Source organism: Aquitalea aquatica (assembly GCF_013911085.1).
GTDB classification, from domain to species: Bacteria; Pseudomonadota; Gammaproteobacteria; order Burkholderiales; family Chromobacteriaceae; genus Aquitalea; species Aquitalea aquatica.
Genome location: NZ_JACERN010000039.1, coordinates 330997 through 354785, shown reverse-complemented (window position 1 = coordinate 354785; position 23789 = coordinate 330997). Strand labels below are relative to the sequence as shown.

The following is a 23789-nucleotide window of genomic DNA, read 5'->3' as shown; positions in this document are numbered from 1 at the left end:
CGTCATGTTTATAGTTGCACTCAGTTATATCGCCCCGCTGGAAGAGATCGACGCCCAGCTGGCACAGCATGTGCTGTGGTTGAAACAGTGCTACGCCGACGGGCTGTTTCTCGCCTCCGGTCGCAAGGAACCGCGCACGGGTGGCATTATTCTGGCCAGAGGTGATCGCCATGCCCTTCAACAAAGGCTGGCACAGGACCCGTTCGCCCTGGCTGGGCTGGCGCGTTACGACATCACCGAATTTCACCCCAGCATGACCGCCCCCGGGCTGGAAGTGCTGGCCGTCCCGGCGGAGGAGCCAGCGCCGTGAGCCAGAACTCCGCTAGCCAGCTATTGCTGGTGCCCCGTCCGCTCAGCCGCCACGCCCGCCGGGCAGCCTTGGCCTGCCTCATCATCCTGCCGCTGTTACTCGTGCCCAGCCTGTTGCTGGGTCAGCCCGGCGTGAATGGCGGCTGGGGTAGCCGCTCGCTGTTGCTGCTGATCGGCCCGGCGGCCATTGGCGGCACGCTGGCGCTGTATGCCCTGCTGCTGTATCTGCTGGACAAGCTCAGCCTGGCCGGCCTGCGCAATGGCCTGTTCATGCTGCTGACCCTGCTGGCCAGCGTGCTGCTTGTACTGGAAGCCAGCTTCTGGTTTGCCTTGCTGTTCAGCCACTGAACCACCTTTCGCCTACACGATGAATACCACTCCTCTCAGTTTCAATCCGGTCGACAATGAACGGCTGGCCCGCCTGTGCGGCCCGCTGGATGAAAACCTCAAGCAGATCGAAACCGGTCTGGATGTACAGATCCAGCGCCGTGGCGAGCACTTCAAGTGCAGCGGCGAGCACGCCGATCTGGCGGTATACAGCCTGACCCGGCTGTATCTACTGGCGGAAAAGCGTGATATCTCCATCGACGACGTGCAGCTGGAACTGGTGGAAGTACGCCAGCACGAGCAGCAGGATGCCGATGTGCCGGTGCTGCTGACCCGCCGTGGCGACCTGCGCGGGCGCACCCCGCGCCAGAGCGGCTATATCAAGGCCATCAGCCAGCATGACATTACCTTCGGCATTGGCCCGGCCGGTACCGGCAAAACCTACCTGGCGGTGGCCTGCGCGGTGGATGCCATGGAGCGCGATGCCATCAAGCGCATCGTGCTGGTACGCCCGGCGGTGGAAGCCGGCGAAAAGCTGGGTTTTTTGCCCGGAGATCTGGCGCAGAAGGTAGACCCTTACCTGCGCCCGCTGTACGACGCGCTGTACGACCTGATGGGCTTCGACCGCGTCACCCGGCTATTCGAGAAGAACCTGATCGAAATCGCCCCGCTGGCCTATATGCGTGGCCGCACGCTCAACAATGCTTTCATCATTCTGGACGAGGCGCAAAACACCACGCCGGAGCAGATGAAGATGTTCCTCACCCGCATCGGCTTTGGCTCGCGTGCAGTCATTACCGGTGACGTGACGCAGATCGACTTGCAGCGCCACCAGAAAAGCGGGCTGGTGGAAGTGGAAAAGATTCTGGGCCAGGTACGCGGCATCCATTTCCATCATTTCCAGAGCGAAGACGTGGTGCGCCATCCACTGGTGCAGAAAATTGTCGATGCCTACGACCACTATCAATTGAAGAACGATGAAACAAGCCAAGCGAAATAACCCGCTGACGCGCCTAGCCGCCCGTCTGCAACTGACGCTGGAAGACCGCAGCCAGGCACAGCAACTGCCCGATGCCAAACTGATCCGCCGTTGCTGTCAGGCTGCCCTGCAAGCCGATGTGCAGCAGGCCCAGGTCAGCATCCTGCTGGTGGGCAGTGAAGAAGGCCGCAGCCTCAACCACACCTACCGCGGCAAGGACTACGCCACCAATGTGCTGTCTTTTGCGCTGAATGAAGGCGAGAACATTGCCGATCTGCCGCTATTTGGCGATCTGGTGCTGTGTACCGAGGTGGTGGAAAAAGAAGCCGCCGAGCAAGGCATAGACCTGATGGCCCACTATGCCCACCTGCTGGTGCACGGCATGTTGCACTTGCAAGGTTATGATCACGAGGATGACGAAGAAGCGGAAATCATGGAAACGCTTGAAACTGTCATTCTTGCGAAGTTAGGATATCCCGATCCCTATCTAGAGGAAAAACGCTAACCCCATGGAAGACCCCAGTAAACACAAGCCCAGCCTGTTGGAACGCTTGTCCGCCATGCTCCTGCGCGAACCGGAAGACCGCGAGGAGCTGATTACCCTGTTGCACTCCGCCTTTGAACGCAATCTGCTGGACGCTGAAGCGCTGGCCATGATCGAAGGCGTGCTGGAAGTCAGTGACCTGACCGCCCGCGACGTGATGATTCCGCGCAGCCAGATGGACGTCATCCGTATCGACGACCCCATCGAGCGCCTGCTGCCGGATGTGCTGCGCACCGGCCACTCGCGCTTTCCGGTAATCGGCGATAACAAGGACGACGTGCTGGGCATTCTGCTGGCCAAGGATCTGCTGCATTACTTCCATGCGCCCAAAACCTTCGATCTGCGCGCCACGCTGCGCGCTGGCGTGTTCGTGCCGGAATCCAAGCCGCTCGACGTACTGCTGCGCGAATTTCGCTCCAACCGCAACCACATGGCCATCGTGGTGGACGAATACGGCGGCGTGTCCGGTCTGGTGACCATCGAGGATGTGATCGAACAGATCGTCGGCGACATCGAAGACGAATACGACTTCGAAGAAGACGACAACAATATCGTGCCGGTACGCGACCAGCGTTATCGTGTCAACGCCCTCACCGAAGTGGCTGACTTCAACGAATACTTCGCCACCAGCTACGATGACGACGACGTCGATACCGTGGGCGGCCTGGTGATTTCGCTGATCGGCCATCTGCCCAAACGTGGTGAAACCGTGGAATCCGGTTCGCTACGCTTCACCGTATTGCGTGCTGACAGCCGCCGCCTGCAAACCCTGCTGGTAGAACGTCTGCACCCCAATACCCTCGAGAGCAGCCACGACTGACATGCGCACCCTGTTTGTGCTGATTGCCGCCGCCATCGCCGGCGCCCTGACCCTGTACGGCTTTGCGCCGTACCGGCTGTATGGTCTGCTGCCACTGTCGCTGGCGGCGCTGGCACAACTGGTGCAACGCAACCCACAACTAGCCTTCCGCACTGGCTATGTCTGGGGTGTGGCCGCCTACACCAGCAACTTCAACTGGATCTACCACAGCCTGCACGATGTTGCCGGCCTGCCCGCCCTGCTGGCCGCTCCGCTGGTGCTACTGCTGCCAGCCTATCTGGCCATCTGGCCAGGGCTGGCCTGCTGGCTGACCACGCGCATCGACCAGCGGCCCTGGGTGCGCTGGCTGCTCGCCTTCCCCGCACTGTGGGAGCTGGGCGAATGGCTACGCAGCTGGGTGATGACCGGCTTTCCCTGGGGCGCCATCGGTTATTCGCAAGTAACGGAAAGCCCGCTGTCCGGTTTCATTCCCATCGGCGGCATCCATCTGGCCAGCTGGCTGGTGGCTCTCAGCGCCGGTGCGCTGGTCTTGGTCGCCACTGGCAGCCGCCTGCAGCGCATGGCCGCGGTGATCGGCATCACCCTGCTGTGGAGTGGTGGTTTCTGGCTGCAATCCATCAACTGGACGACCCCGGCAGGCAAGCCCTACCGCGTGGCGCTGGCACAGGGTGATATTGCCCAGGCCATCAAATGGGACCCGGCTACCTTCGAGGAAACCCTGAAGATTTATTACCAGCAGGTGGCCAGCACCCAGGCCGATGTGATGATCCTGCCGGAAACCGCGCTGCCGGTATTCCTGGACGATCTGCCCTCTGGCTATCTGACCATGATTGCTGGCGATGCCCGCCGCAAGAACATGGCCCTGGCCACCGGCATTCCACGCCGCACCAACGATGGCCGTGGCTACCTGAACGCAGTGGTTACCCTCACCGACAGCGCCCAGCCCTATTACGCCAAGGATCACCTGGTACCGTTTGGCGAGTTCATCCCGCTGCCGGCGCTGATCGGCTGGATTTACCAGTACATGAACATGCCGCTGTCCGGTTTCAGCCGTGGCGGTGCCAACCAGGCTCCGCTGCTGCTGGCCGGCCACAAGATCGCCTTCAATATCTGCTATGAAGACAGCTTTGGCGAAGAGCTGATCGGCCCGGCGGCACAGGCCGGCATACTGGCCAATGTCAGCAATCTGGCCTGGTTTGGCAAAAGCGTGGCCATGAGCCAGCATCTGCAGCTGTCACAGGCGCGGGCGCTGGAAACCGGCCGCTTCATGCTGCGCGCCACCAATACCGGCATGACCGCCATCATCCGCCCCGATGGCCAGATTGCCAGCGTGGCCGCTCCCTTCACCCAACAAGTGCTGGAGGGCATGGTGCAGGATTATCAGGGCCTAACTCCCTATATGCAGCACGGCAACCAGCCGGTGATCAGCAGCTGCATCGCCCTGCTGCTGCTGGCCATCGGCCTGGGGGCCTGGCAGCGGCGGCAAAGCAGCCGCCCGCCGGAAGCTGCGGCATAACAAAAAAGCCCTCATCCGAGGGCTTTTTCCTTGGCACGGGGCCAGATCAAACGTGGAAGCGCGACACCAACTGGCGCAAATCACTGGCCAGGCTATGCATGGCCTGCACTTCCTGCGAAGTACCGGCGGATTCTGCGGCATTGCTGCTGGCGCTGCGGGCAATCTGTTCCACATGCTGGGCGATTTCATTACTGGCACTGCCCTGCTCTTTCAGCGCATGAGAAATCTCGTTCACCACGTCCACCACCCCGGTGGCACTGTCGCGAATATGCGAGATGGCCTCGCCGCCCTGCACTGCCAGTTGCAAACCGGTTTTCACCCGTCCTACCGCCTCTTCCATACAGGCACGCGACTGGTCCGAACTGGTCTGGATTTCCTGGATCATGCCGGCAATTTCCTGGGTAGCCTGCCCAGTGCGCTCGGATAGCTTGCGCACCTCGTCGGCCACCACGGCAAAGCCACGGCCCATCTCGCCGGCACGTGCTGCCTCGATCGCCGCGTTAAGTGCCAGCAGATTGGTCTGGTCGGCAATATCCTTGATCACCTGCATGATGCTGGAGATGGTCTGGGTCTTGCTGGCCAGATCGGCAATGGTCACCGCCGCCTGATCCACCGATTCATTAATACGGTGCATTTCGCTCACCGCGCTGGAAATCACCTCGCCCCCTTCCCGTGACAAGCGGCCTGATTCTTGCGACAGGTTGCGTGCGTCCTGGGCATGGCTGGAAATATGATTGATGCTGACGGTAAGCTGCTCGATCGAAGCCGCCATGGCAGCCGCCGCTTCACTTTGCCGGTCGGACCCACTAACCACGGCATCGGAGCGGCGCGCCACGTCGGAACTCATCTGCGACAAGCGGCCGGCCTCGTCGGCAATCTCGCGCACCAGCTGCTTCAGGTGCTGCTGCATGTCGGCCACCGCAGCCATCACGCTGCTCTTGTCACCGGCTTGCAAGGGCACCACGGTATCCAGGTGGCCATCGGCGATACGGCGCACCACGCGCATGGTATCGCCGGGGTCGGCCCCCAACTGCCCCAGAATGCTGCGCATCAGGAACACCCCGGCAATCAGCAGCAGCAGCAGGATGGCCGCCACTTCCAGCAGGGTGAGCCACAGCTGCTGCATGAAAGCGGCGTGGACATCATCCAGGTAAATGCCGGTACCAATCACCCAGTGCCAGCGCGCACTGGTCATCAAATAGGAAATCTTCGGCTGCGGCTGATCAAAGCCCGGCTTGTCCCACACATATTCGGCGAAACCCTGCCCATTTCCCTTGCTGACCGTCTCCTGGAACAGCTGCCCCAGATCGACACCAGTCGGGGTTTTCATCCCCTGTACGTTTTTACCCAGCATGGCGGCCTTGGCCCCATGGATGACGTAGTTCCAGTTCTGGTCGTAGCCAAAGAAATATTCTTTCTTGTCATAGTGACTGGCCATCAAGGCGGCGGCGGCCATCTGCTTGGCCTGTGCCTCACTCAGCTTGCCACTGGCTTCCAGCGCTTCATAGCTGCTGATCACACCCAGCGCGCTTTCCGTCAGATTGCGCGTCTTGTCCTGTCGGTCATGCAACATGGCATTGCGCTGGTTGAACAAGGCCAGCCCACTCAAGGCACAGATCAGCAAGGCCACCAGCAATAGCCAGGCGATCAGCCGTGCGCGCAAGCTCATTCCGGTATTTTTTCCCATGGTTTTCTCTCTAGTCCCGTTGGCAGTGTTTCTAGCAAGCAACTGCTCTAAATATCAGCACATCGTCATTCTACCGCGATGCCGGTAACAAGCCACAGGGGTTTACCCATGGATATATTTCAAATTAGAGGAGCATCTTTCAGAATACACCCTCAATTTCATCAAATCCGGCTATTCCTAGCGGTACCGCGACCACAACAGACATAAAAAAACCCGGCCTTGGGCCGGGTCAAAAGAGATGGGTAGCCCGCAGGCTCCGCCTCTGGGTCGTCCTTATTTCATGGTGGGCATCACGAATTCGGCAGTCAGTTTTTCCGGCCAGCGGCTGGTGATGGTCTTCATGCGGGTGTAGAAACGCACCCCTTCCGGACCATGCATGTGATGGTCGCCAAACAGCGAGGCTTTCCAGCCACCAAAGCTATGGAAGGCCATCGGTACCGGAATCGGCACGTTCACGCCGACCATGCCCACCTGGATGCGGTGCGAGAACTCGCGTGCCGCGCCACCGGAGCGGGTAAAGATGGCGGTGCCATTGGCATAGGGATGGGCATTGATCAGATTCACCGCGCTATCGAAGTCCGGTACGCGTACCACCGACAATACCGGCCCGAAAATCTCTTCCTTGTAGATGGTCATTTCCGGAGTGACGTGATCAAACAGGCAGGGGCCGAGGAAGAAACCGTTCTCATGGCCAGGGTGCTGATAATCGCGCCCGTCCAGCAACAATGTTGCGCCTTCGGCCACACCCTGGTCGACATAGCCTTTGACCTTGTCGCGATGTTGACGGGTTACCAGCGGGCCCATCTCGGCTGCGGCATCGGCACCCACGCCGATTTTCAGCGTGGCCGCACGGGCCTTCAGCCGCTCAACCAGCTTGTCCGCGACATCACCCACGGCAACCGCAACCGAAATGGCCATGCAGCGTTCGCCGGCCGAACCGTAACCGGCGCCCATCAGCGCTTCCACCGTGCCATCCAGATCGGCATCCGGCATCACCACCATATGGTTCTTCGCACCACCCAGTGCCTGTACACGCTTGCCGTGGCGGGCCCCGGTTTCATAGATGTACTGGGCAATCGGCGTGGAACCGACAAAGCTGATGGCGGCCACATCCGGGTGGGTCAACAGTGTATCCACTGCCAGCTTGTCACCATGCACCACATTGAACACGCCATCCGGCAGGCCGGCCTGCTGCAGCAGATCGGCCAGGAACAGAGCGGCCGACGGATCGCGCTCCGACGGTTTCAGAATGAAGCAGTTACCGCAGGCAATGGCTACCGGCAACATCCACAGCGGCACCATGGCCGGGAAGTTGAACGGTGTGATACCGGCCACCACCCCCAGCGGCTGGCGCATGGAGTGGCTGTCGATGCCAGTACCCACCTGCTCGGTGAATTCACCCTTGAGCAGTTGCGGAATACCACAGGCGAACTCCACCACTTCCAGACCACGGGTCACCTCGCCCAGCGCATCCGATACCACCTTGCCGTGTTCGGCGGAGATGATTTCAGCCAGCTGACGCTGATTGGCTTCCAGCAGCTCCTTGAACTTGAACATCACCCGCGAGCGCTTCAGCGGCGAGGTCTCGGCCCAGGCCGGGAAAGCGCGGCGAGCATTGGCTACCGCCGCGTTCACTTCATCCACACTGGCCAGACCAACCTGGGCCACCACTTCGCCCAGCGCCGGATTGTAAACATCGGCCACGCGGCCGCTCTGGCCCTGATACAGTTCGCCGCCAATAAAATGTGCAATGGTTTTCATCTTGAATCCTGTCCGTTCTTGCTGGAGGTATACGTTCAGGCCGTGGCCTGGATAGCGTCGCCAATTACGGCGAACAAGCGGTCGATTTCAGCTTCGCTGATGATCAGCGGCGGCGATACGGCGATGATGTCGCCAGTAAAGCGCACCAGCACACCGGCTTCCCAGCACTTGAGGAAGACATCAAAGCCACGCGCACCCGGGGCACCCGGACGGCTGTCGAGTTCAATGCCGGCCACCAGGCCCAGGTTGCGGATGTCCTTGACGTTTTTCACGCTCTTGAGCTGGTGCGCCTTGGTTTCGAACTGGCCGGACAAGGCGGCGGCACGCTGGAACAAGCCCTCTTCCTGGTACAGGTCCAGCGTGGCAATGGAGGCCGCGCAGGCCAGCGGGTGTGCGGAATAGGTATAACCATGCGGGAATTCGATGGCACGATCAGCCGCCGCTGCCATGAAGGCATCGTGAATTTCCGGCTTGACCAGCAGCGCGCCCATCGGCACCACGCCATTGGACAGGCCCTTGGCGCAGGTGATGATGTCGGGCAGTACATCGAATTTGTTGGCAGCCCAGTCCGCACCCAGACGACCAAAACCGGTGATCACTTCATCAAAAATCAGCAAGATGCCGTATTTGTCGCAGATCTGACGCAAGCGCTTGAGATAGCCCTTGGGCGGAATCAGCACGCCGGTGGAGCCGGCCATCGGCTCGACAATCACGGCGGCAATGGTCGACGGGTCATGCAGGGTGGTAATGCGCGCTTCCAGCTCGTCGGCGAATTCGGCACCGAATTCCGGCTCACCACGGGTAAAGGCATTGCGGCCCAGATCGTGGGTGCTGCGCAGGTGATCTACCGTCGGCAGGGCCACCGGGAACAGCTTGCGGTTGCCGGCAATGCCGCCGACCGAAATACCACCGAAGTTGACACCGTGATAACCACGCTCACGGCCGATCAGCTTGACGCGGGCCGCATCACCGCGCACGCGGTGATAGGCCACCGCCATCTTCAGTGCGGTGTCAGCGGCTTCGGAACCGGAGTTGACATAGAACACCTTGGACAAACCCTTGGGCGCCATGGCTGCCAGCTTTTCCGCGGCCTCGAAAGCCTTGGGATGGCCAATCTGGAAGGGCGGCGCGTAATCCAGGGTGGCGATCTGCTTCTGGATGGCTTCGACAATCGGCTTGCGATTGTGACCGGCATTCACACACCACAGGCCGGCACAGCCATCCATGATGTCGCGGCCAGCATCGTCCTTGTAGTACATGCCATCAGCGCTCACCAGCATGCGCGGTGCGCTCTTGAAATGGCGGTTAGCCGTAAACGGCATCCAGAATGCGTCCATATTGAGTTCGGTCATGTGTTCTTCCTCCTGACGGCAGTCGTCTCTGCCTGATGTCTGACAATTTAGTCATCACACCAATACAATTACAGGTACAGTTATGCAGATATTTGCTACGACCGTATCGGTAAATTAACCGGTACAGTTCAGCAAGCACAGCAGCTAGCTGCCTGCTTGCCTCCTGTGGAAAACAACCATGACCAGCCTGAGCATCAGTCCACAAGCCGGCCAGACCTTGGTCGACGCCATTGTCAGTGCCATTAGCCAAGCCATCGACGCCGGCCACTGGCGGCCCGGCACACGCATACCCTCGATACGCCGCTTCGCTACGGATAATGGTGTCAGCCCGTTTACCGTAGTCGAGGCCTACGACCGCTTGCTGTCACAGGGCTATCTGCGTTCGCGGCCGGGTTCGGGCTTTTACGTGGAAGCGCGTCAGCGTGCCAGTAGCCTGCGCCAGGCGGCGCGTCTGGAAGATCTGCCCATCGATGAACACTGGCTGTTGCGCAATGTCTACGAGCATTCAGAACAGGCCTTGCAGGCTGGTTGTGGCTGGCTGCCTCCCGCCTGGTATGACATCGTGGCCCAGCAGAAAGCCCTGCGTGCGCTGGCACGGCATGGTGACATGAATCTGCGTTATGGCGACCCCAAAGGTTATCCGGTATTACGCCGGCAACTTGCACAACAGCTGGCAGAAAAAGGTGTACCGGTACAGGGCGACGACATTCTGCTGACGCAGGGTGCCAGCAAGGCGCTCGATATGGTGGCCTGTGCGCTACTGCGCCCCGGCGATACCATCCTGGTAGACGATCCGGGCTATTGCAATCTGATGTCCTGCCTGGCATTTCGTGGTTTCAACCTGGTGGGCGTGCCGTGGACCGAGCAAGGACCGGATATCCCTGCCTTGCAAACCTTGCTTGAAACGCATCGGCCACGCGCCTTCTTCACCAACCCCTGGCTGCAAAACCCCACCGGTGCCAGTTATTCGGTGCAAACGGCGCATCAGGTACTCAAGTTGGCCGAGCAATACGATTTGTTGCTGGTAGAAGACAATGTCTCGGGTGACTTCACCCATGGCCGCCAACCCACACTGGCTGCACTGGATGGCCTGCGTCGTGTCATCTACATCGACAGTTTTTCCAAGACCCTGTCGCCGGGCTTGCGCGTGGGTTTTATCGCCTGTCCGGCCGATAGTGTGGAAAAGCTGCTGCGCTACAAAATGATGTCCGGCCTGACCACACCGGAGCTGAACGAGCGAGTGGTGCTGGAAATGCTGAACGAAGGTCGCTACCGCCGTCAGGTGGAAAAGCTGAGGTCTCGCCTGGCAGAAGCACAGTTTCTTGCAGCCGAGCGTTTGCACGCACTGGGATGGGAGCTGTTTACCCGTCCTGCCAACGGGCTGTTTCTGTGCGCCAGGCCACCACACACCATCGACAGCATGCAGTTGGCAGAACAGGCCTTGAAGCAGGATATCCTACTGGCCCCAGGGCACTTGTTCCGCCCCTACGGCGAAGCCAGCAACTGGCTGCGCTTCAATGTGGCCTACAGCCAGGATGAGCGCTTATGGCGCTTCCTGCAGGATCACACCCGTGCCAGAGCTGGCCAGCAGTGCTAGCATGAGCAGCAAACCACCATTGTTAGCGGAGTATTTATGCAACTGAGCCAAATGTTCGTGCATCCGATGAAATCTGCCCGTGGTATTGCCTATAGCCGTGCCTATGCCAGCCAACAGGGCTTGCTGCACGATCGTGAATGGCTGCTGGTTACAGCGGAAGGTCGTTTTCTGACCGCCCGCGAATTTCCGCGCATGGTATTGATTGAAATGGATCTGATTCCCGGCGGCATGCTGCTGAAAGCACCCGGTATGTCGGCAGTGATGGCCATGACTCAGGTTTATACCCAGCCCGTGGTCACTGCGGTTTGGAAAGATGAATTCAGCGCCCTGCACGGTGATAGCAAGGTGGATGACTGGCTTAGCCAGTACATGGGTATTCCGTGCAAGTTGCTGTGGCTGGGCATGCAATCACGCCGCACCCTGCAAAATGGCAACACGCCCATGTCGTTTGCCGACGGCTACCCTTATCTGCTGGTCAATCAGGCTTCGCTGGATACCTTGAATCAGGAATTGGCACAGCCAGTCAGCCTGCGTCACTTCCGCCCGAATCTGGTGATTACGGATGCCTTGCCCTATGAGGAAGATGATTGGAGCGTGATTCGCATTGGCGACATGCTGTTTGATGTGGCCAAGCCCTGCACCCGCTGCCAGCTAACCACGGTTGATCCACAAACCGGCGAATTCTCCAGCAACAACGAGCCGATGCATACCTTGATTCGTACCCGCCAACTACCCGAGGGCATCTGTTTTGGGGTCAACCTGATCGCCCGCAGCGAAGGGATACTGGAGTTGGGCGCTGCAGTGGAAGTGGTGGAATCACGCTACGCATTCTGAATCAACAACACGGCATAATGGCCCGCTAAAGCGGTGCCATTGCGCCAGAACTGCCAAACATCGCAATTGAACCAGTCAAACTCCATGCTGATCAGCACAAAGAAGCAATTCTGGGCTGAAACAGATGTAGAAATGAAAAAAGCCAGCTTACGCTGGCTTTTTTCACAACTTCACTGAATATTACTCAGCGGAGTCATCTACGACTGCGACGGCATCTTCTGCACGATCCACCAGCTCTACCAGAGCCATCGGGGCGTTGTCGCCCTTGCGGAAACCGTACTTCAGAATACGCACATAACCACCATTGCGGGCGGAGAAGCGCGGGCCGAGTTCGTCGAAGAGTTTAACCACGATATCGCGGTCACGAGTGCGGTCAAACGCCAGACGACGGTTGGCGAGAGACGGCTTTTTGCCGAGCGTAATCAGCGGCTCGGCCACACGACGCAGTTCCTTGGCTTTCGGCAGCGTGGTCACGATAACTTCGTGCTTCAGCAGCGAATTCGCCATGTTGCGCAGCATCGCCAGACGATGGCTGGTCGTGCGGTTCAGTTTACGATTACTGTAACGATGACGCATTGTTAATGTCCTTTAGTCTCAAACTTACGGCTTTTCCAGACCAGCCGGAGGCCAATTCTCGAGCTTCATGCCGAGAGTCAGGCCCTTAGAAGCGAGAACTTCTTTGATCTCGTTCAGCGACTTGCGACCGAGGTTCGGAGTCTTCAGAAGCTCGGTTTCAGTACGCTGGATCAGATCGCCGATGTAGTAAATGTTCTCTGCCTTCAGGCAGTTGGCCGAACGAACCGTCAGTTCAAGATCGTCTACCGGACGCAGCAAGATCGGATCGATCGGCGGCGCCTTTTCAACGACTTCTTCAACCGCTGTGCCTTGGAGGTCAGCAAAGATCGACAGCTGATCCATCAGAATACGTGCCGCATTACGCACGGCCTGTTCCGGTTCGATGACGCCGTTGGTCTCAATATCGAGAACCAGGCGGTCGAGGTCGGTACGTTGCTCAACACGGGCGCTTTCCACTGCAAAACTCACACGGCGAACCGGCGAGAAGGAAGCATCCAGTTGAATGGTACCGATGGAACGGTTTTCTTCATGCATGGACCGAACAGACACAGGCTGATAGCCACGGCCTTTTTCGACCTTGATCTCCATGTCGATTTTGCCACCAACGGAGAGATGAGCAATCACGTGTTCCGGATTGATCACTTCCACGTCATGCGGCAACTCGATATCGCCAGCCAAGACAGCGCCTTCGCCTTCCTTTTTCAGGGTCAGCACAACACTGTCACGACCATGCAGCTTAAGCACTACGCCCTTGAGGTTGAGGAGGATGTCTACGACATCCTCACGCACGCCATCAAGAGCGGAATACTCATGCAAAACGCCAGCGATAGTCACTTCGGTAGGAGCAAAGCCCGGCATCGACGACAGCAGAATGCGGCGCAGCGAGTTTCCCAGAGTGTGGGCGTACCCACGCTCGAACGGCTCCATCGATACGCGTGCATGGGTCGCAGAGACCGGCTGCACGTCAATCAGACGAGGTTTCAAAAATTCCGAAGCGCTGTTTTGCATAGTCATTCCCTAAGAGCTAGCGATTACTTGGAGTAGAATTCCACAACGAGTTGTTCGTTGATATCGCTAGACAGTTCGGAACGTTCCGGAGCAGATTTGAAGACGCCTTCCATCTTCTTGGAGTCAACCGACACCCAAGTAGGGAAACCACCTTGCTCAGCCAGAGCCAGACCTTCTACGATACGGGCCTGTTTCTTGGCCTTTTCGCGGACAGACACAACGTCACCAGCTTTAACCTGGAAAGACGGAATGTTAACTACCTGGCCGTTCACAACGATAGCCTTGTGGCTTACCAGCTGACGTGCTTCTGCACGAGTGGAGCCAAAGCCCATGCGATATACAACGTTATCCAGACGGGCCTCGAGCAGCTTCAGCAGGTTTTCACCAGTGGAGCCTTTACGACGCACAGCTTCCGCAAAGTAGTTGCGGAACTGACGCTCGAGTACGCCATAGATACGGCGGATTTTCTGCTTTTCACGCAGCTGGACACCGTAGTCAGACAGGCGGCTCTTACGAGCGCCATGCTGGCCAGGAGGGGTGTCCAGTTTGCACTTGGAATCCAGTGCACGACGCGCGCTCTTCAGGAAAAGGTCGGTGCCTTCACGACGAGCGAGCTTACATTTCGGGCCGATATAACGTGCCATGTTCTCACACTCTCCGAATTAAATACGACGTTTTTTGGGCGGACGGCAACCGTTGTGCGGTACCGGCGTCACGTCGGAGATGCTGGTGATCTTGAAACCCAGCGCGTTGAGTGCGCGAACAGCGGATTCACGACCCGGACCCGGGCCCTTGATACGAACTTCGAGGTTCTTCACACCGTATTCTTGGGCAACTTTACCAGCGTGCTCTGCTGCTACCTGAGCAGCAAAGGGTGTACTTTTGCGCGAGCCCTTAAAACCAGCGCCGCCAGAGGTAGCCCAAGACAGTGCATTGCCTTGACGGTCGGTGATAGTGATGATGGTGTTGTTGAACGAAGCGTGCACGTGCACGATACCTTCGCTAACAGACTTGCGCACTTTTTTACGTACACGGACAGCTGTGTTTGCTTTAGCCATTTCTGTGTTCCTTTAGTTACTTCTTGCCGGCGATCGCCTTACGCGGTCCCTTGCGGGTACGAGCGTTAGTGCGAGTGCGCTGACCGCGACACGGCAGGCCACGACGATGACGCAGACCGCGATAGCAGCCCATGTCCATCAGACGCTTGATGCTCATAGTGATTTCGCGACGCAGGTCACCTTCAACGGTGAACTTCGCCACTGCTTCACGCAGAGTTTCCATCTCAGCTTCTGTCAGATCCTTCACCTTGGTGGAGGGATTCACGCTGGCAGCAACACAAATCTGCTGGGCGCGAGTCTGACCGATGCCGAAAATTGCCTGCAGGCCGATAACGGCATGCGCATGATTGGGGATATTTACCCCTGCAATACGGGCCATACTCTTTCCTTAAGCCTTAAGACCTTGAAAAGTTTGCGATTGTAACACGCAAAGTCAGGTCTAACAAATGTTAGCCTTGCTTTTGCTTGTGACGCGGGTCCGTGCAGATCACGCGAACTACGCGATTGCGACGGATGATTTTGCAGTTACGGCAAATCTTCTTTACCGAAGGCTGTACTCGCATGTCAGTTCCTTTCGTTACTCTAAAAGAGCGAGTGCGTTATTTCGCACGGAACACGATACGGGCAGAGGTCAAATCGGATGGAATAGCTCCACCGTAACCTTGTAAACAGCCAGGACACAGATGGGACATCTGTGTCATTACTGTTTACGCCCAATTACTACGTGTCCATTCTCAAGTTTGATCCTGCAGTAGCACCTAAGTACCACTGCCTGATCTCACCCTGCATCTGGATGGTGTCTTACCTAGCCATATAACCCAGCGAGAACACGTGTGTCAGCGGGTAAGGGCATTGCCTTTGAAGTTAGCCTTCTTCAGCAAGCTCTCATACTGATGCGACAGTACGTAGGACTGAACCTGAGCCATGAAATCCATGGTGACCACCACGATAATCAGCAGTGATGTACCACCGAAGTAGAACGGTACATTCCACTTCAAGATGAGGAATTCCGGCAACAGACAAACCAGCGTAATGTAGATCGCACCGATAAGTGTCAGCCGCAGAATGATCTTCTCGATGTAACGCGAAGTCTGCTCACCTGGACGGATACCTGGGATGAAAGCACCACTTTTCTTCAGGTTATCTGCCGTCTCTTTCGGATTGAAAACGAGAGCAGTGTAGAAATAACAGAAGAAAATGATGGCCGTTGCATACAGCAGCACATAGATGGGCTGTCCGGGATGCAGCTTGTCAGCCACGCCCTTGAGCCAACCCAGGCTTTCATTGTTACCGAGCCAACCAAGAATAGTGGCAGGAAACAGAATGATACTGGATGCAAAAATCGGCGGAATCACCCCTGCCATGTTGAGCTTGAGCGGCATATGCGTGCTCTGGCCCTGCATGACACGATTACCAACCTGCCGTTTGGCATAGTTGACCAATACCTTACGCTGGCCGCGTTCTGCGAACACAACAACGTAGGTCATCAGTGCAACACCAACAAACAGCACGATGGTAAACAGGATGGGCAGCGAGCCTTGACTGGTCAGCGTGAGCGTCTTGCCAATGGCAGCCGGAACACCTGATGCAATACCTGCACAGATGATCAGCGAGATACCGTTGCCGATACCACGCTCGGTAATCTGCTCACCCAGCCACATGAGGAACATGGTGCCGGTAACCAGGGTTACCACGGTTGTCAGGTAGAACTCCCACTGGGCAGTCACCACCAGGTTAGGCTGCTTAAACAGCATTACCGCGATACTGAAACTCTGAAACGAGGCCAGCAATACGGTTGCATAACGTGTGTACTGGGTTACCTTACGACGTCCCGCGTCGCCTTCCTTCTTCAGCTGCTTCAAGCTAGGTAAAACCTCGGAAGCGAGCTGAAGAATGATGGAAGCAGAGATGTACGGCATGATGCCCAGGGCAAATACCGTAAATCTCGAGAGGGCACCGCCCGAGAACATGTTGAACATGTCGAGCAGGCCCGTCTGCGACGTGTGGAACAACTTCGCTAGTTCGGCAGGATTGATACCAGGCACCGGAATATGAGCGCCGATGCGGTAAACAATCAAAGCTCCGATCAAAAACATGATACGGCGCTTCAAATCACCAAATTTATTGGCATTTCCCACTAGAGAAGTATTCGACACGTAAGTGCGCCTTATTCAATACTGCCGCCGGCAGCTTCGATGGCAGCGCGAGCGCCGGCAGTCGCTGCAATACCACGCAGCTTAACAGCACGCTCGATCTTGCCAGACAGTACTACCTTGGCTACCAGAGCCTGAGCAGCAACCAGACCAGCTTGCTTGAGCGACAACAGATCGATTTCATCGACCGGCAGCAAGTTCAGTTCGGACAGGCGAACCTCTGCATTGAAGCGAGCCGTCAGCGACTTGAAGCCACGTTTCGGCAGGCGACGTTGCAGCGGCATTTGACCGCCTTCAAAACCGACCTTGTGGAAACCACCTGCACGGCTCTTTTGACCTTTATGGCCACGACCGGCAGTCTTACCCAGGCCGCTACCAATACCGCGACCTACACGACGCTTCGCATGCTTGGCGCCGTCACCGGGTTGAATGGTGTTCAGCAGCATCTCTTAGCCCTCGAATTTGAGCAGGTAGCTGATCTTGTTGATCATGCCACGGTTTTCAGGGGTATCGAGCACTTCCACAGTCTGGCGGATCTTTTTCAGACCCAGACCACGGGCGCAAGCCTTGTGGGATTCCAGACGACCGATCAGGCTCTTTACCAGAGTTACCTTTACAGTGTTGGCGTTACTCATGATTAACCCCCAGGATCTCGTCAACGGTCAGACCGCGCTTGGCGGCAACCTGAGAGGCGGTGCTAATCTTGCTCAGGCCGTCCAGAGTTGCACGAACCACGTTATACGGGTTGGTGGAACCATGAATCTTGGCCGAAACATTGTGAATACCCATTGCGTCAAAAATTGCACGCATCGGGCCACCGGCCTTAACACCAGTACCTTCTTTAGCCGGCTGGATAAAGACGGTAGTAGCACCGTGCTTACCCGATACGGTGTGGTGCAGGGTACCATTACGCAGCGGGATCTTTACCAGATTGCGGCGGGCCTGTTCCATTGCCTTTTGTACGGCAACCGGAACTTCCTTGGAACGACCTTTGCCCATACCGATGCCGCCATCGCCATCACCAACGACGGTCAAGGCGGAGAAAGCCATAATACGGCCGCCCTTAACCACTTTGGTGACGCGGTTGACGCTGATCATCTTCTCGACCAGACCGTCGCCACGATCTTCCATTTCGTGCTTAGCCATTCTTCACTCCGAATTAGAATACGAGACCGTGTTCACGGGCTGCGTCTGCCACAGCCTTCATACGGCCATGGTATTTGAAACCGGAACGGTCAAATGCCACGGTCGAAATACCGGCTGCCTTGGCTTTTTCAGCGATGCGCTTACCGACTACGGCTGCAGCGGTCACATTGCCACCATTGGAAACATCAGCGCGTACTTCGGCTTCCAGAGTGGAAGCACTTGCCAGTACCTTGCTGCCAGTTTCATCAATGATCTGGGCATAAATGTGGCTGTTGGTGCGGTAAACAGTGAGACGCACCATCTTGAGCTCCGCAATCCGAGCACGGGTTTTACGTGCACGGCGGAGTCGAGCTTGTTTCTTGTCCATGTCAGTGCCTCAGTTACTTCTTCTTGGTTTCTTTCAGAACCACAACCTCATCAGCGTAACGAACGCCCTTACCCTTATAGGGTTCCGGGGAACGGTATGCGCGGATTTCGGCAGCGATCTGGCCAACGAGTTGCTTGTCAGCACCCTTGATCAGGATCTCGGTCTGAGTCGGAGTCTCAGCCTTGATGCCAGCAGGCATCTGGTGAGCTACCGGGTGAGAGAAACCCAGAGACAGGTTCAGGATGTCGCCTTGAGCCTGGGCACGATAGCCCACGCCTACCAGCTGCAGCTTCTTCTCGAAGCCCTTGGAGACACCAAGTACCATATTGTTCAGCAGAGCACGCAGGGTGCCGGACATGGCACGTGCGAACTTGCTGTCGTTTTTAGCCGCGAAAGTCAGTTCGTTGTTGTCGAACTTGATTTCAACGTCATTGCACAGAGCGGCGCTCAGGGAGCCCAGGGCACCCTTTACGGTCACTTCTGCAGCACCGAATTTCACTTCGACGCCAGCCGGAATGGCTACGGGATTCTTAGCTACGCGAGACATTTGACCCCCTTACGCCACAACGCAGAGCAGCTCACCGCCGATACCGGCAGCGCGTGCTTTACGATCGGTCATGATGCCCTTGGAGGTAGACAGAATCGCTACGCCCAGACCATTCATTACCTTCGGGATTTCGGTGGAGCCCTTGTATACGCGCAGGCCAGGACGCGAAACGCGGTCAATGCGCTCGATCACCGGACGGCCAGCGTAGTACTTGAGCTGGATATCAAGAACAGGCTTCTTGGCTTCGCCGGCAACGGCGAAATCTTCGATGTAGCCTTCTTCTTTCAGCACCTGTGCCAGCGCAATTTTCAGCTTGGAAGACGGCATTGCAACAGCCACCTTGGAAGCCATTTGGCCGTTACGGATGCGGGTCAACATATCGGAAATAGGATCGTGCATGCTCATTTATGTATCTCCTATTACCAGCTGGCCTTAACAACACCCGGAATTTCGCCCTTCATGGCGATTTCGCGGAGTTTGTTACGACCCAGACCAAATTTACGGAACACACCACGCGGACGACCGGTGATAGCACAGCGACGACGCTGGCGAACCGGGGAAGCATTGCGCGGCAGCTGCTGCAGTTGCAGGCGAGCGGCAAAGCGTTCTTCTTCCGAGAGGCTTTGATTGTTGATGGTAGCGATGAGGGCTTCGCGCTTAGCGGCAAATTTTTCAGCCACCTTAACGCGCTTCTCTTCACGCTTGATCAGTGCAAGTTTTGCCATGTGCTTAACCCTTGAACGGGAACTTGAACGCGGCCAGCAGTGCGCGGGCCTCTTCGTCAGTCTTCGCCGTAGTGGTAACAGTAATGTTCATACCACGCAGAGCATCGATCTTGTCGTACTCGATTTCCGGGAAGATGATCTGTTCCTTGACGCCCATGTTGTAGTTGCCGCGGCCATCAAAAGACTTGGCGGAAACACCACGGAAGTCACGGACACGCGGCAACGCGATGGTCACCAGACGGTCCAGGAATTCGTACATGCGTTCACGGCGCAGGGTTACCTTGCAGCCGACCGGATAGTCATCGCGAATCTTGAAGCCAGCGATGGATTTGCGAGCGGTGGTGACAACCGGCTTCTGGCCGGCGATCTTTTCCATATCGCCCACGGCAAACTCCATTACCTTTTTATCGGCAACAGCTTCGCCCACACCCATGTTGACGGTGATCTTCTCGATGCGCGGTACTTCCATGATCGACTTGTAGCCGAACTGTTTCATCAGTTCCGGCACTACGCTGTCTTTGTAGAAATCGTAGAAACGTGCCATGTTTGCTTTTCCTTACGCGCCGATAACTTCGCCGTTGGACTTGAACACGCGTACCTTGCGGCCGTCTTCAAGAGTCTTGAAGCCTACGCGGTCAGCCTTTTGGCTAGCCGGATTGAAAATAGCGACGTTGGAAGCGTCAACAGGCATGATCTTTTCGACGATACCACCAGCAACACCACGGACCGGATTCGGCTTCTGGTGTTTCTTGGCGATGTTCACGCCTTCAACAACCAGTTTCTCTTCCAGAACACGCAGAACGGTGCCGCGTTTACCCTTGTCTTTACCGGTGATTACTACGACTTCATCACCTTTACGAATTTTGCGCATGCGACCTCCTTACAGCACTTCAGGAGCAAGCGACACGATCTTCATGAAGCGCTCGGTACGCAGTTCACGCGTCACGGGCCCGAAGATGCGAGTGCCAATCGGCTCAAGCTTGTTGTTGAGCAGAACGGCAGCGTTGCTATCAAACTTGATCAACGAGCCGTCCGGACGACGCACGCCCTTGGCAGTGCGTACTACTACTGCGTTGTACACGTCGCCTTTTTTGACGCGACCGCGCGGAGCAGCATCCTTGATGCTCACCTTGATGATGTCGCCAACGCTTGCATAGCGACGCTTGGAACCGCCCAACACCTTGATGCACATAACGTGACGCGCACCGGTATTGTCAGCGACCTCAAGCATGGTCTGCATTTGGATCATTTGATGATTACCTTTCTAATCCAACTTTATCCGTCACTTTCACCTGCCGGTTTCTCGCATAAGAGCAAGACCAAACAGACGAAACGCCACAGCAAGACTGTGGCGTGTCAAACGGCCAGTTTTGGACCCCGTAAGGGCGGAATTCCTATCCGACACGGATAAGAAGATGGCCATTATACAAGGGACTTTCGCCCCTTGCAAGTCTTATACCTGGCGAGATTTCTCTACCAGGGCAGTTACCACCCACGATTTGGTCTTCGAGAGGGGACGGGACTCGCTAATTACTACGATGTCACCGGCCTTGAACTCGTTGTTCTCGTCGTGTGCGTGGAACTTCTTGGAACGACGGATAATTTTACCGTAGATCGGGTGCTTAACCTTGCGCTCGACCAGAACGGTTACAGTCTTATCCATCTTGTCGCTGACGACAGTGCCGGTCAGCGTACGTACAACTTTGGTTTCGCTCATCTTAAACTGCCTTTTCTTTCAGAACGGTACGTACACGAGCGATATCGCGACGCACTTTCTTCAGTTCAGAGGTCTTGGCGAGTTGCTGAGTAGCGTGCTGCATGCGCAGGGCAAACTGGGCCTTCAGGAGGCTCAGCAGTTCCACTTTCAGCTCGTCAACAGTTTTGGCTTTCAGTTCGGACGCTTTCATTACTGACCTACCTGTCTAGTTACAAACACAGTGGCGATCGGCAACTTGGCTGCGGCCAGACGGAAAGCTTCACGAGCGAGTTCCTCGTTAACACCGTCCATTTCGTACAGCATCTTGCCAGGCTGGATTTCGGCCACGTAGTATTCCGGAGAACCCTTACCCCCACCCATACGTACTTCAGCAGGCTTGGAAGTAATCGGCTTGTCCGGGAAAATACGGATCCAGATACGACCGCCACGCTTGATGTGACGAGTCATGGCACGACGGGCCGCTTCGATCTGACGTGCAGTCAGACGACCGCGACCAACAGCCTTCAAACCGAAATCACCAAAGCTCACCTTGTTACCACGGGTAGCGATACCAGTGTTGCGGCCTTTATGCTGTTTACGGTACTTGAGTCTAGTTGGCTGCAGCATTGCGTGGGCCCTTTCTCGTTTTCTTCTCGGTCGCAACCGGAGCCGGCGCTACTTGACCCGGCTTCAGCTCACCTTTGTAAACCCATACCTTGATGCCAATGATACCGTAGGTAGTCTTGGCTTCAGAGGTAGCGTAGTCAACATCGGCACGCAGGGTATGCAGCGGCACGCGGCCTTCGCGATACCATTCGCTACGAGCGATATCGATACCGTTCAGACGGCCGGAGGACATGATCTTGATGCCCTGGGCGCCCATGCGCATGGCGTTCTGCATGGAACGCTTCATGGCACGACGGAACATCACACGCTTTTCCAGCTGCGAAGCGATACCGTCGGCGATGATTTGCGCGTCCAGTTCCGGCTTGCGAACTTCTTCGATATTCACGTGAACCGGCACGCCCAGACGAGCTTGCAGTTCGCGCTTCAGAACTTCGATGTCCTCACCTTTTTTACCAATCACCACACCCGGACGGGCGCTGTGAATGGTAATGCGTGCGGACTTGGCCGGACGCTCGATGGTGACACGACCAACAGCCGCATGACCCAGGCGCTTCTTCAGGTATTCGCGAACTTCCAGGTCTTGCATGAGCATTTCCGGGAAATTCTTCGAATTGGCGAACCACTTGGAAGACCAGTTTTTGTTAACGGCAAGACGGAATCCCGTCGGATGAATCTTCTGACCCATTTCTTACCCCTTAATTGCCAACGGTCAACGAGATGTGGCAGGTCTGCTTTTCGATGCGATTACCACGACCCTTAGCACGGGCAGTGAAACGCTTCAGACTAGCGCCTTTGTCAACAAAGATGCTGGTGACACGCAGGGTGTCAATGTCAGCGCCTTCGTTGTGCTCGGCGTTAGCGATGGCAGATTCCAGCACTTTCTTCACAATAACCGCGCCCTTCTTCGGGGAGAAGGCCAGGATATTCAAAGCCTGACCAACGGATTGACCGCGGATCAGATCGGCCACCAGGCGGCACTTTTGTGCCGACAGGCGGACGCTTTTCAGATTTGCAGATACTCTCATCGCTTCACCTTATCTCTTCTTCGCCTTCTTATCGGCCGCGTGGCCTTTGAAGGTACGAGTCAGCGAGAATTCGCCCAGTTTATGACCGACCATGTTTTCGGAAACATAAACAGGCACATGGGTGCGACCGTTGTGAACCGCGATGGTCAAACCAATGAAGTCCGGCAGGACGGTCGAACGACGCGACCAGGTTTTGATCGGACGTTTGTCACTGGTTGCACGCGCCGCGTCGACCTTCTTCAGAAGGTGCAGATCAACGAACGGGCCTTTTTTCTGCGAACGTGCCATTGTCAATTACCCTTTAGTAGAATAGCGACGGCGTACGATCATATTGTCGGTACGCTTGTTGCGACGGGTACGGAAGCCCTTAGTCGGAGTGCCCCATGGGCTAACCGGCACACGGCCTTCACCAGTACGGCCTTCACCACCACCATGCGGGTGATCGACCGGGTTCATCGCCGTACCGCGAACGGTCGGACGAATACCACGCCAGCGACTAGCACCAGCCTTACCCAGCTTGCGCAGGGAATGCTCTTCGTTGCTCACTTCGCCAACAGTCGCACGGCAATCGACATGCACCAGACGGATTTCGCCGGAACGCAGACGCAGCTGAGCGTAAACGCCTTCGCGAGCGAGCAGCATGGCAGAACCACCAGCGGAACGAACCATCTGGGCGCCCTTGCCAGGTTGCAGCTCAACGCAGTGGATAGTAGTACCCACCGGGATGTTACGGATCGGCAGAGTATTACCAGCCTTGATCGGAGCCTCAGCACCGGACAGCAGAACAGCACCCGGCTTCACACCGCGCGGAGCGATGATGTAGCGGCGTTCGCCATCGGCGTAGCACAGGAGGGCAATGTGGGCGGTGCGGTTCGGATCGTATTCGATGCGTTCCACTTTAGCCGGGATGCCATCCTTATTGCGACGGAAGTCGACCAGACGGTAATGTTTCTTGTGACCACCACCCATGTGACGGGTAGTGATACGGCCATTGTTATTACGGCCAGCAGTGGAAGATTTTTTCTCTACCAGAGCGGCGTGCGGAGCGCCTTTATGCAGATCAGGGTGAACCACCTTGACAACTGCACGACGACCCGCGGAAGTCGGTTTTACTTTAACGATAGGCATGCTCTAT

The 23789-nt window shown here is 56.8% G+C and carries 35 protein-coding genes; 8 read left to right on the top strand and 27 right to left on the bottom strand.

Annotation, left to right across the window (positions count from 1 at the left end; translation table 11 throughout):
• Window positions 1-4: 4 nt before the first annotated feature.
• From H2Z84_RS16610 to lnt, 6 genes are read left to right on the top strand one after another with little or no spacing between them, the layout of a single operon-like run.
• Window positions 5-310: a YciI family protein gene (locus H2Z84_RS16610; protein WP_181836923.1), complete on the top strand. Its 306-nt coding sequence runs from the start codon at window positions 5-7 to the stop codon at window positions 308-310.
• On the top strand, window positions 307-657 hold the full coding sequence (locus H2Z84_RS16605; protein WP_181836922.1) for a hypothetical protein: 351 nt from the start codon (window positions 307-309) through the stop codon (window positions 655-657). The genes H2Z84_RS16610 and H2Z84_RS16605 overlap by 4 nt, the downstream gene beginning before the upstream one ends.
• Before the next feature lie 19 nt (window positions 658-676).
• Entirely contained in the window at window positions 677-1636 is a 960-nt protein-coding gene (locus H2Z84_RS16600) for a PhoH family protein (RefSeq protein ID WP_124644172.1), read from the top strand.
• Window positions 1614-2120, top strand: coding sequence for an rRNA maturation RNase YbeY (ybeY, locus tag H2Z84_RS16595; protein ID WP_181836921.1), 507 nt, complete (start codon window positions 1614-1616; stop codon window positions 2118-2120). The genes H2Z84_RS16600 and ybeY overlap by 23 nt, the downstream gene beginning before the upstream one ends.
• Before the next feature lie 4 nt (window positions 2121-2124).
• Window positions 2125-2979, top strand: coding sequence for a CorC family transporter (locus H2Z84_RS16590; protein ID WP_181836920.1), 855 nt, complete (start codon window positions 2125-2127; stop codon window positions 2977-2979).
• 1 nt (window position 2980) lies between these two features.
• Window positions 2981-4495, top strand: coding sequence for an apolipoprotein N-acyltransferase (lnt, locus tag H2Z84_RS16585; protein WP_181836919.1), 1515 nt, complete (start codon window positions 2981-2983; stop codon window positions 4493-4495).
• 46 nt (window positions 4496-4541) lie between these two features.
• On the opposite strand, the gene H2Z84_RS16580 is transcribed toward lnt, so the two are convergent.
• The 3 genes from H2Z84_RS16580 to aptA form a co-directional block, all read right to left on the bottom strand.
• Window positions 4542-6182, bottom strand: a complete 1641-nt coding sequence (locus H2Z84_RS16580) for a methyl-accepting chemotaxis protein (RefSeq protein WP_181836918.1) — start codon at window positions 6180-6182, stop codon at window positions 4542-4544.
• A gap of 273 nt (window positions 6183-6455) precedes the next feature.
• Window positions 6456-7943 carry a CoA-acylating methylmalonate-semialdehyde dehydrogenase gene (locus H2Z84_RS16575; protein WP_103522822.1) on the bottom strand — a complete coding sequence of 496 codons (1488 nt, stop codon included), beginning with the start codon at window positions 7941-7943 and terminating at the stop codon, window positions 6456-6458.
• Between the two features lie 35 nt (window positions 7944-7978).
• The gene (gene aptA / locus H2Z84_RS16570; protein WP_103522823.1) at window positions 7979-9295 is read right to left on the bottom strand and encodes an omega-aminotransferase AptA; all 1317 of its coding nucleotides are present in this window, start codon (window positions 9293-9295) and stop codon (window positions 7979-7981) included.
• A 178-nt stretch (window positions 9296-9473) separates the two neighbouring features.
• On the opposite strand from aptA, the gene H2Z84_RS16565 reads away from it, so the two are divergent.
• Window positions 9474-10892, top strand: coding sequence for an aminotransferase-like domain-containing protein (locus H2Z84_RS16565; RefSeq protein ID WP_181836917.1), 1419 nt, complete (start codon window positions 9474-9476; stop codon window positions 10890-10892).
• Window positions 10893-10928: 36 nt separating this feature from the next.
• A complete protein-coding gene (locus H2Z84_RS16560; protein WP_181836916.1) occupies window positions 10929-11726 on the top strand; it encodes an MOSC domain-containing protein in 798 nt (265 codons plus the stop codon).
• 180 nt (window positions 11727-11906) lie between these two features.
• On the opposite strand, the gene rplQ is transcribed toward H2Z84_RS16560, so the two are convergent.
• The 24 genes from rplQ to rplB all read right to left on the bottom strand — a co-directional run bounded on the left by rplQ (window position 11907) and on the right by rplB (window position 23782).
• Window positions 11907-12302 carry a 50S ribosomal protein L17 gene (gene rplQ / locus H2Z84_RS16555; protein WP_103522826.1) on the bottom strand — a complete coding sequence of 132 codons (396 nt, stop codon included), beginning with the start codon at window positions 12300-12302 and terminating at the stop codon, window positions 11907-11909.
• Window positions 12303-12326: 24 nt separating this feature from the next.
• Window positions 12327-13310, bottom strand: coding sequence for a DNA-directed RNA polymerase subunit alpha (locus H2Z84_RS16550; RefSeq protein ID WP_059284782.1), 984 nt, complete (start codon window positions 13308-13310; stop codon window positions 12327-12329).
• Window positions 13311-13333: 23 nt separating this feature from the next.
• Complete coding sequence (rpsD, locus tag H2Z84_RS16545) at window positions 13334-13954, bottom strand: 30S ribosomal protein S4 (RefSeq protein WP_059284783.1); 621 nt, start codon at window positions 13952-13954, stop codon at window positions 13334-13336.
• Window positions 13955-13972: 18 nt separating this feature from the next.
• A complete protein-coding gene (gene rpsK / locus H2Z84_RS16540) occupies window positions 13973-14368 on the bottom strand; it encodes a 30S ribosomal protein S11 (protein ID WP_008955659.1) in 396 nt (131 codons plus the stop codon).
• Between the two features lie 16 nt (window positions 14369-14384).
• Window positions 14385-14747 carry a 30S ribosomal protein S13 gene (rpsM, locus tag H2Z84_RS16535; protein ID WP_103522827.1) on the bottom strand — a complete coding sequence of 121 codons (363 nt, stop codon included), beginning with the start codon at window positions 14745-14747 and terminating at the stop codon, window positions 14385-14387.
• A gap of 70 nt (window positions 14748-14817) precedes the next feature.
• Window positions 14818-14931, bottom strand: coding sequence for a 50S ribosomal protein L36 (gene rpmJ / locus H2Z84_RS16530; RefSeq protein WP_011137711.1), 114 nt, complete (start codon window positions 14929-14931; stop codon window positions 14818-14820).
• A 273-nt stretch (window positions 14932-15204) separates the two neighbouring features.
• The gene (gene secY, locus H2Z84_RS16525) at window positions 15205-16524 is read right to left on the bottom strand and encodes a preprotein translocase subunit SecY (protein ID WP_181836915.1); all 1320 of its coding nucleotides are present in this window, start codon (window positions 16522-16524) and stop codon (window positions 15205-15207) included.
• Window positions 16525-16535: 11 nt separating this feature from the next.
• Window positions 16536-16967, bottom strand: coding sequence for a 50S ribosomal protein L15 (rplO, locus tag H2Z84_RS16520; protein ID WP_124644162.1), 432 nt, complete (start codon window positions 16965-16967; stop codon window positions 16536-16538).
• Between the two features lie 3 nt (window positions 16968-16970).
• On the bottom strand, window positions 16971-17156 hold the full coding sequence (rpmD, locus tag H2Z84_RS16515) for a 50S ribosomal protein L30 (RefSeq protein ID WP_059284787.1): 186 nt from the start codon (window positions 17154-17156) through the stop codon (window positions 16971-16973).
• Window positions 17149-17667, bottom strand: a complete 519-nt coding sequence (rpsE, locus tag H2Z84_RS16510) for a 30S ribosomal protein S5 (RefSeq protein ID WP_059284788.1) — start codon at window positions 17665-17667, stop codon at window positions 17149-17151. The genes rpmD and rpsE overlap by 8 nt, the downstream gene beginning before the upstream one ends.
• A gap of 13 nt (window positions 17668-17680) precedes the next feature.
• Window positions 17681-18034 (bottom strand): 50S ribosomal protein L18, encoded by a 354-nt coding sequence (gene rplR / locus H2Z84_RS16505; protein ID WP_181836914.1) that lies wholly within the window; start codon window positions 18032-18034, stop codon window positions 17681-17683.
• A 13-nt stretch (window positions 18035-18047) separates the two neighbouring features.
• Window positions 18048-18581, bottom strand: coding sequence for a 50S ribosomal protein L6 (rplF, locus tag H2Z84_RS16500; RefSeq protein ID WP_103522829.1), 534 nt, complete (start codon window positions 18579-18581; stop codon window positions 18048-18050).
• A gap of 9 nt (window positions 18582-18590) precedes the next feature.
• Window positions 18591-18986 (bottom strand): 30S ribosomal protein S8, encoded by a 396-nt coding sequence (gene rpsH / locus H2Z84_RS16495; protein ID WP_059287130.1) that lies wholly within the window; start codon window positions 18984-18986, stop codon window positions 18591-18593.
• A 14-nt stretch (window positions 18987-19000) separates the two neighbouring features.
• Window positions 19001-19306 (bottom strand): 30S ribosomal protein S14, encoded by a 306-nt coding sequence (gene rpsN, locus H2Z84_RS16490; protein WP_045846875.1) that lies wholly within the window; start codon window positions 19304-19306, stop codon window positions 19001-19003.
• A 4-nt stretch (window positions 19307-19310) separates the two neighbouring features.
• A complete protein-coding gene (rplE, locus tag H2Z84_RS16485) occupies window positions 19311-19850 on the bottom strand; it encodes a 50S ribosomal protein L5 (RefSeq protein WP_045846874.1) in 540 nt (179 codons plus the stop codon).
• Window positions 19851-19862: 12 nt separating this feature from the next.
• Window positions 19863-20177: a 50S ribosomal protein L24 gene (gene rplX, locus H2Z84_RS16480; protein WP_059287129.1), complete on the bottom strand. Its 315-nt coding sequence runs from the start codon at window positions 20175-20177 to the stop codon at window positions 19863-19865.
• A 9-nt stretch (window positions 20178-20186) separates the two neighbouring features.
• Entirely contained in the window at window positions 20187-20555 is a 369-nt protein-coding gene (rplN, locus tag H2Z84_RS16475) for a 50S ribosomal protein L14 (protein ID WP_043579386.1), read from the bottom strand.
• Between the two features lie 204 nt (window positions 20556-20759).
• Window positions 20760-21023 (bottom strand): 30S ribosomal protein S17, encoded by a 264-nt coding sequence (gene rpsQ, locus H2Z84_RS16470; RefSeq protein WP_045846872.1) that lies wholly within the window; start codon window positions 21021-21023, stop codon window positions 20760-20762.
• 1 nt (window position 21024) lies between these two features.
• Window positions 21025-21213 (bottom strand): 50S ribosomal protein L29, encoded by a 189-nt coding sequence (gene rpmC / locus H2Z84_RS16465; RefSeq protein WP_021478360.1) that lies wholly within the window; start codon window positions 21211-21213, stop codon window positions 21025-21027.
• Window positions 21213-21629, bottom strand: a complete 417-nt coding sequence (rplP, locus tag H2Z84_RS16460; RefSeq protein ID WP_045846871.1) for a 50S ribosomal protein L16 — start codon at window positions 21627-21629, stop codon at window positions 21213-21215. The genes rpmC and rplP overlap by 1 nt, the downstream gene beginning before the upstream one ends.
• Window positions 21613-22314 (bottom strand): 30S ribosomal protein S3, encoded by a 702-nt coding sequence (gene rpsC, locus H2Z84_RS16455; RefSeq protein WP_045846870.1) that lies wholly within the window; start codon window positions 22312-22314, stop codon window positions 21613-21615. The genes rplP and rpsC overlap by 17 nt, the downstream gene beginning before the upstream one ends.
• A gap of 10 nt (window positions 22315-22324) precedes the next feature.
• A complete protein-coding gene (rplV, locus tag H2Z84_RS16450) occupies window positions 22325-22654 on the bottom strand; it encodes a 50S ribosomal protein L22 (RefSeq protein WP_045846869.1) in 330 nt (109 codons plus the stop codon).
• 9 nt (window positions 22655-22663) lie between these two features.
• On the bottom strand, window positions 22664-22942 hold the full coding sequence (rpsS, locus tag H2Z84_RS16445) for a 30S ribosomal protein S19 (RefSeq protein ID WP_008955640.1): 279 nt from the start codon (window positions 22940-22942) through the stop codon (window positions 22664-22666).
• A gap of 6 nt (window positions 22943-22948) precedes the next feature.
• Entirely contained in the window at window positions 22949-23782 is an 834-nt protein-coding gene (gene rplB, locus H2Z84_RS16440) for a 50S ribosomal protein L2 (protein WP_124644160.1), read from the bottom strand.
• Between the last annotated feature and the right edge of the window lie 7 nt (window positions 23783-23789).

What these genes read in the sequence shown, in the direction of transcription:
- H2Z84_RS16610 (WP_181836923.1), top strand. Translation starts at nt 5, where the DNA reads ATGTTTATAGTTGCACTCAGTTATATCGCCCCGCTGGAAGAGATCGAC.
- H2Z84_RS16600 (WP_124644172.1), top strand. Translation starts at nt 677, where the DNA reads ATGAATACCACTCCTCTCAGTTTCAATCCGGTCGACAATGAACGGCTG.
- ybeY (WP_181836921.1), top strand. Translation starts at nt 1,614, where the DNA reads ATGAAACAAGCCAAGCGAAATAACCCGCTGACGCGCCTAGCCGCCCGT.
- H2Z84_RS16590 (WP_181836920.1), top strand. Translation starts at nt 2,125, where the DNA reads ATGGAAGACCCCAGTAAACACAAGCCCAGCCTGTTGGAACGCTTGTCC.
- lnt (WP_181836919.1), top strand. Translation starts at nt 2,981, where the DNA reads ATGCGCACCCTGTTTGTGCTGATTGCCGCCGCCATCGCCGGCGCCCTG.
- H2Z84_RS16580 (WP_181836918.1), bottom strand. Translation starts at nt 6,182, where the DNA reads ATGGGAAAAAATACCGGAATGAGCTTGCGCGCACGGCTGATCGCCTGG.
- H2Z84_RS16575 (WP_103522822.1), bottom strand. Translation starts at nt 7,943, where the DNA reads ATGAAAACCATTGCACATTTTATTGGCGGCGAACTGTATCAGGGCCAG.
- aptA (WP_103522823.1), bottom strand. Translation starts at nt 9,295, where the DNA reads ATGACCGAACTCAATATGGACGCATTCTGGATGCCGTTTACGGCTAAC.
- H2Z84_RS16565 (WP_181836917.1), top strand. Translation starts at nt 9,474, where the DNA reads ATGACCAGCCTGAGCATCAGTCCACAAGCCGGCCAGACCTTGGTCGAC.
- H2Z84_RS16560 (WP_181836916.1), top strand. Translation starts at nt 10,929, where the DNA reads ATGCAACTGAGCCAAATGTTCGTGCATCCGATGAAATCTGCCCGTGGT.
- rplQ (WP_103522826.1), bottom strand. Translation starts at nt 12,302, where the DNA reads ATGCGTCATCGTTACAGTAATCGTAAACTGAACCGCACGACCAGCCAT.
- H2Z84_RS16550 (WP_059284782.1), bottom strand. Translation starts at nt 13,310, where the DNA reads ATGCAAAACAGCGCTTCGGAATTTTTGAAACCTCGTCTGATTGACGTG.
- rpsD (WP_059284783.1), bottom strand. Translation starts at nt 13,954, where the DNA reads ATGGCACGTTATATCGGCCCGAAATGTAAGCTCGCTCGTCGTGAAGGC.
- rpsK (WP_008955659.1), bottom strand. Translation starts at nt 14,368, where the DNA reads ATGGCTAAAGCAAACACAGCTGTCCGTGTACGTAAAAAAGTGCGCAAG.
- rpsM (WP_103522827.1), bottom strand. Translation starts at nt 14,747, where the DNA reads ATGGCCCGTATTGCAGGGGTAAATATCCCCAATCATGCGCATGCCGTT.
- rpmJ (WP_011137711.1), bottom strand. Translation starts at nt 14,931, where the DNA reads ATGCGAGTACAGCCTTCGGTAAAGAAGATTTGCCGTAACTGCAAAATC.
- rplO (WP_124644162.1), bottom strand. Translation starts at nt 16,967, where the DNA reads ATGCTGCTGAACACCATTCAACCCGGTGACGGCGCCAAGCATGCGAAG.
- rpmD (WP_059284787.1), bottom strand. Translation starts at nt 17,156, where the DNA reads ATGAGTAACGCCAACACTGTAAAGGTAACTCTGGTAAAGAGCCTGATC.
- rpsE (WP_059284788.1), bottom strand. Translation starts at nt 17,667, where the DNA reads ATGGCTAAGCACGAAATGGAAGATCGTGGCGACGGTCTGGTCGAGAAG.
- rplR (WP_181836914.1), bottom strand. Translation starts at nt 18,034, where the DNA reads ATGGACAAGAAACAAGCTCGACTCCGCCGTGCACGTAAAACCCGTGCT.
- rplF (WP_103522829.1), bottom strand. Translation starts at nt 18,581, where the DNA reads ATGTCTCGCGTAGCTAAGAATCCCGTAGCCATTCCGGCTGGCGTCGAA.
- rpsH (WP_059287130.1), bottom strand. Translation starts at nt 18,986, where the DNA reads ATGAGCATGCACGATCCTATTTCCGATATGTTGACCCGCATCCGTAAC.
- rpsN (WP_045846875.1), bottom strand. Translation starts at nt 19,306, where the DNA reads ATGGCAAAACTTGCACTGATCAAGCGTGAAGAGAAGCGCGTTAAGGTG.
- rplE (WP_045846874.1), bottom strand. Translation starts at nt 19,850, where the DNA reads ATGGCACGTTTCTACGATTTCTACAAAGACAGCGTAGTGCCGGAACTG.
- rplX (WP_059287129.1), bottom strand. Translation starts at nt 20,177, where the DNA reads ATGCGCAAAATTCGTAAAGGTGATGAAGTCGTAGTAATCACCGGTAAA.
- rplN (WP_043579386.1), bottom strand. Translation starts at nt 20,555, where the DNA reads ATGATCCAAATGCAGACCATGCTTGAGGTCGCTGACAATACCGGTGCG.
- rpsQ (WP_045846872.1), bottom strand. Translation starts at nt 21,023, where the DNA reads ATGAGCGAAACCAAAGTTGTACGTACGCTGACCGGCACTGTCGTCAGC.
- rpmC (WP_021478360.1), bottom strand. Translation starts at nt 21,213, where the DNA reads ATGAAAGCGTCCGAACTGAAAGCCAAAACTGTTGACGAGCTGAAAGTG.
- rplP (WP_045846871.1), bottom strand. Translation starts at nt 21,629, where the DNA reads ATGCTGCAGCCAACTAGACTCAAGTACCGTAAACAGCATAAAGGCCGC.
- rpsC (WP_045846870.1), bottom strand. Translation starts at nt 22,314, where the DNA reads ATGGGTCAGAAGATTCATCCGACGGGATTCCGTCTTGCCGTTAACAAA.
- rplV (WP_045846869.1), bottom strand. Translation starts at nt 22,654, where the DNA reads ATGAGAGTATCTGCAAATCTGAAAAGCGTCCGCCTGTCGGCACAAAAG.
- rpsS (WP_008955640.1), bottom strand. Translation starts at nt 22,942, where the DNA reads ATGGCACGTTCGCAGAAAAAAGGCCCGTTCGTTGATCTGCACCTTCTG.
- rplB (WP_124644160.1), bottom strand. Translation starts at nt 23,782, where the DNA reads ATGCCTATCGTTAAAGTAAAACCGACTTCCGCGGGTCGTCGTGCAGTT.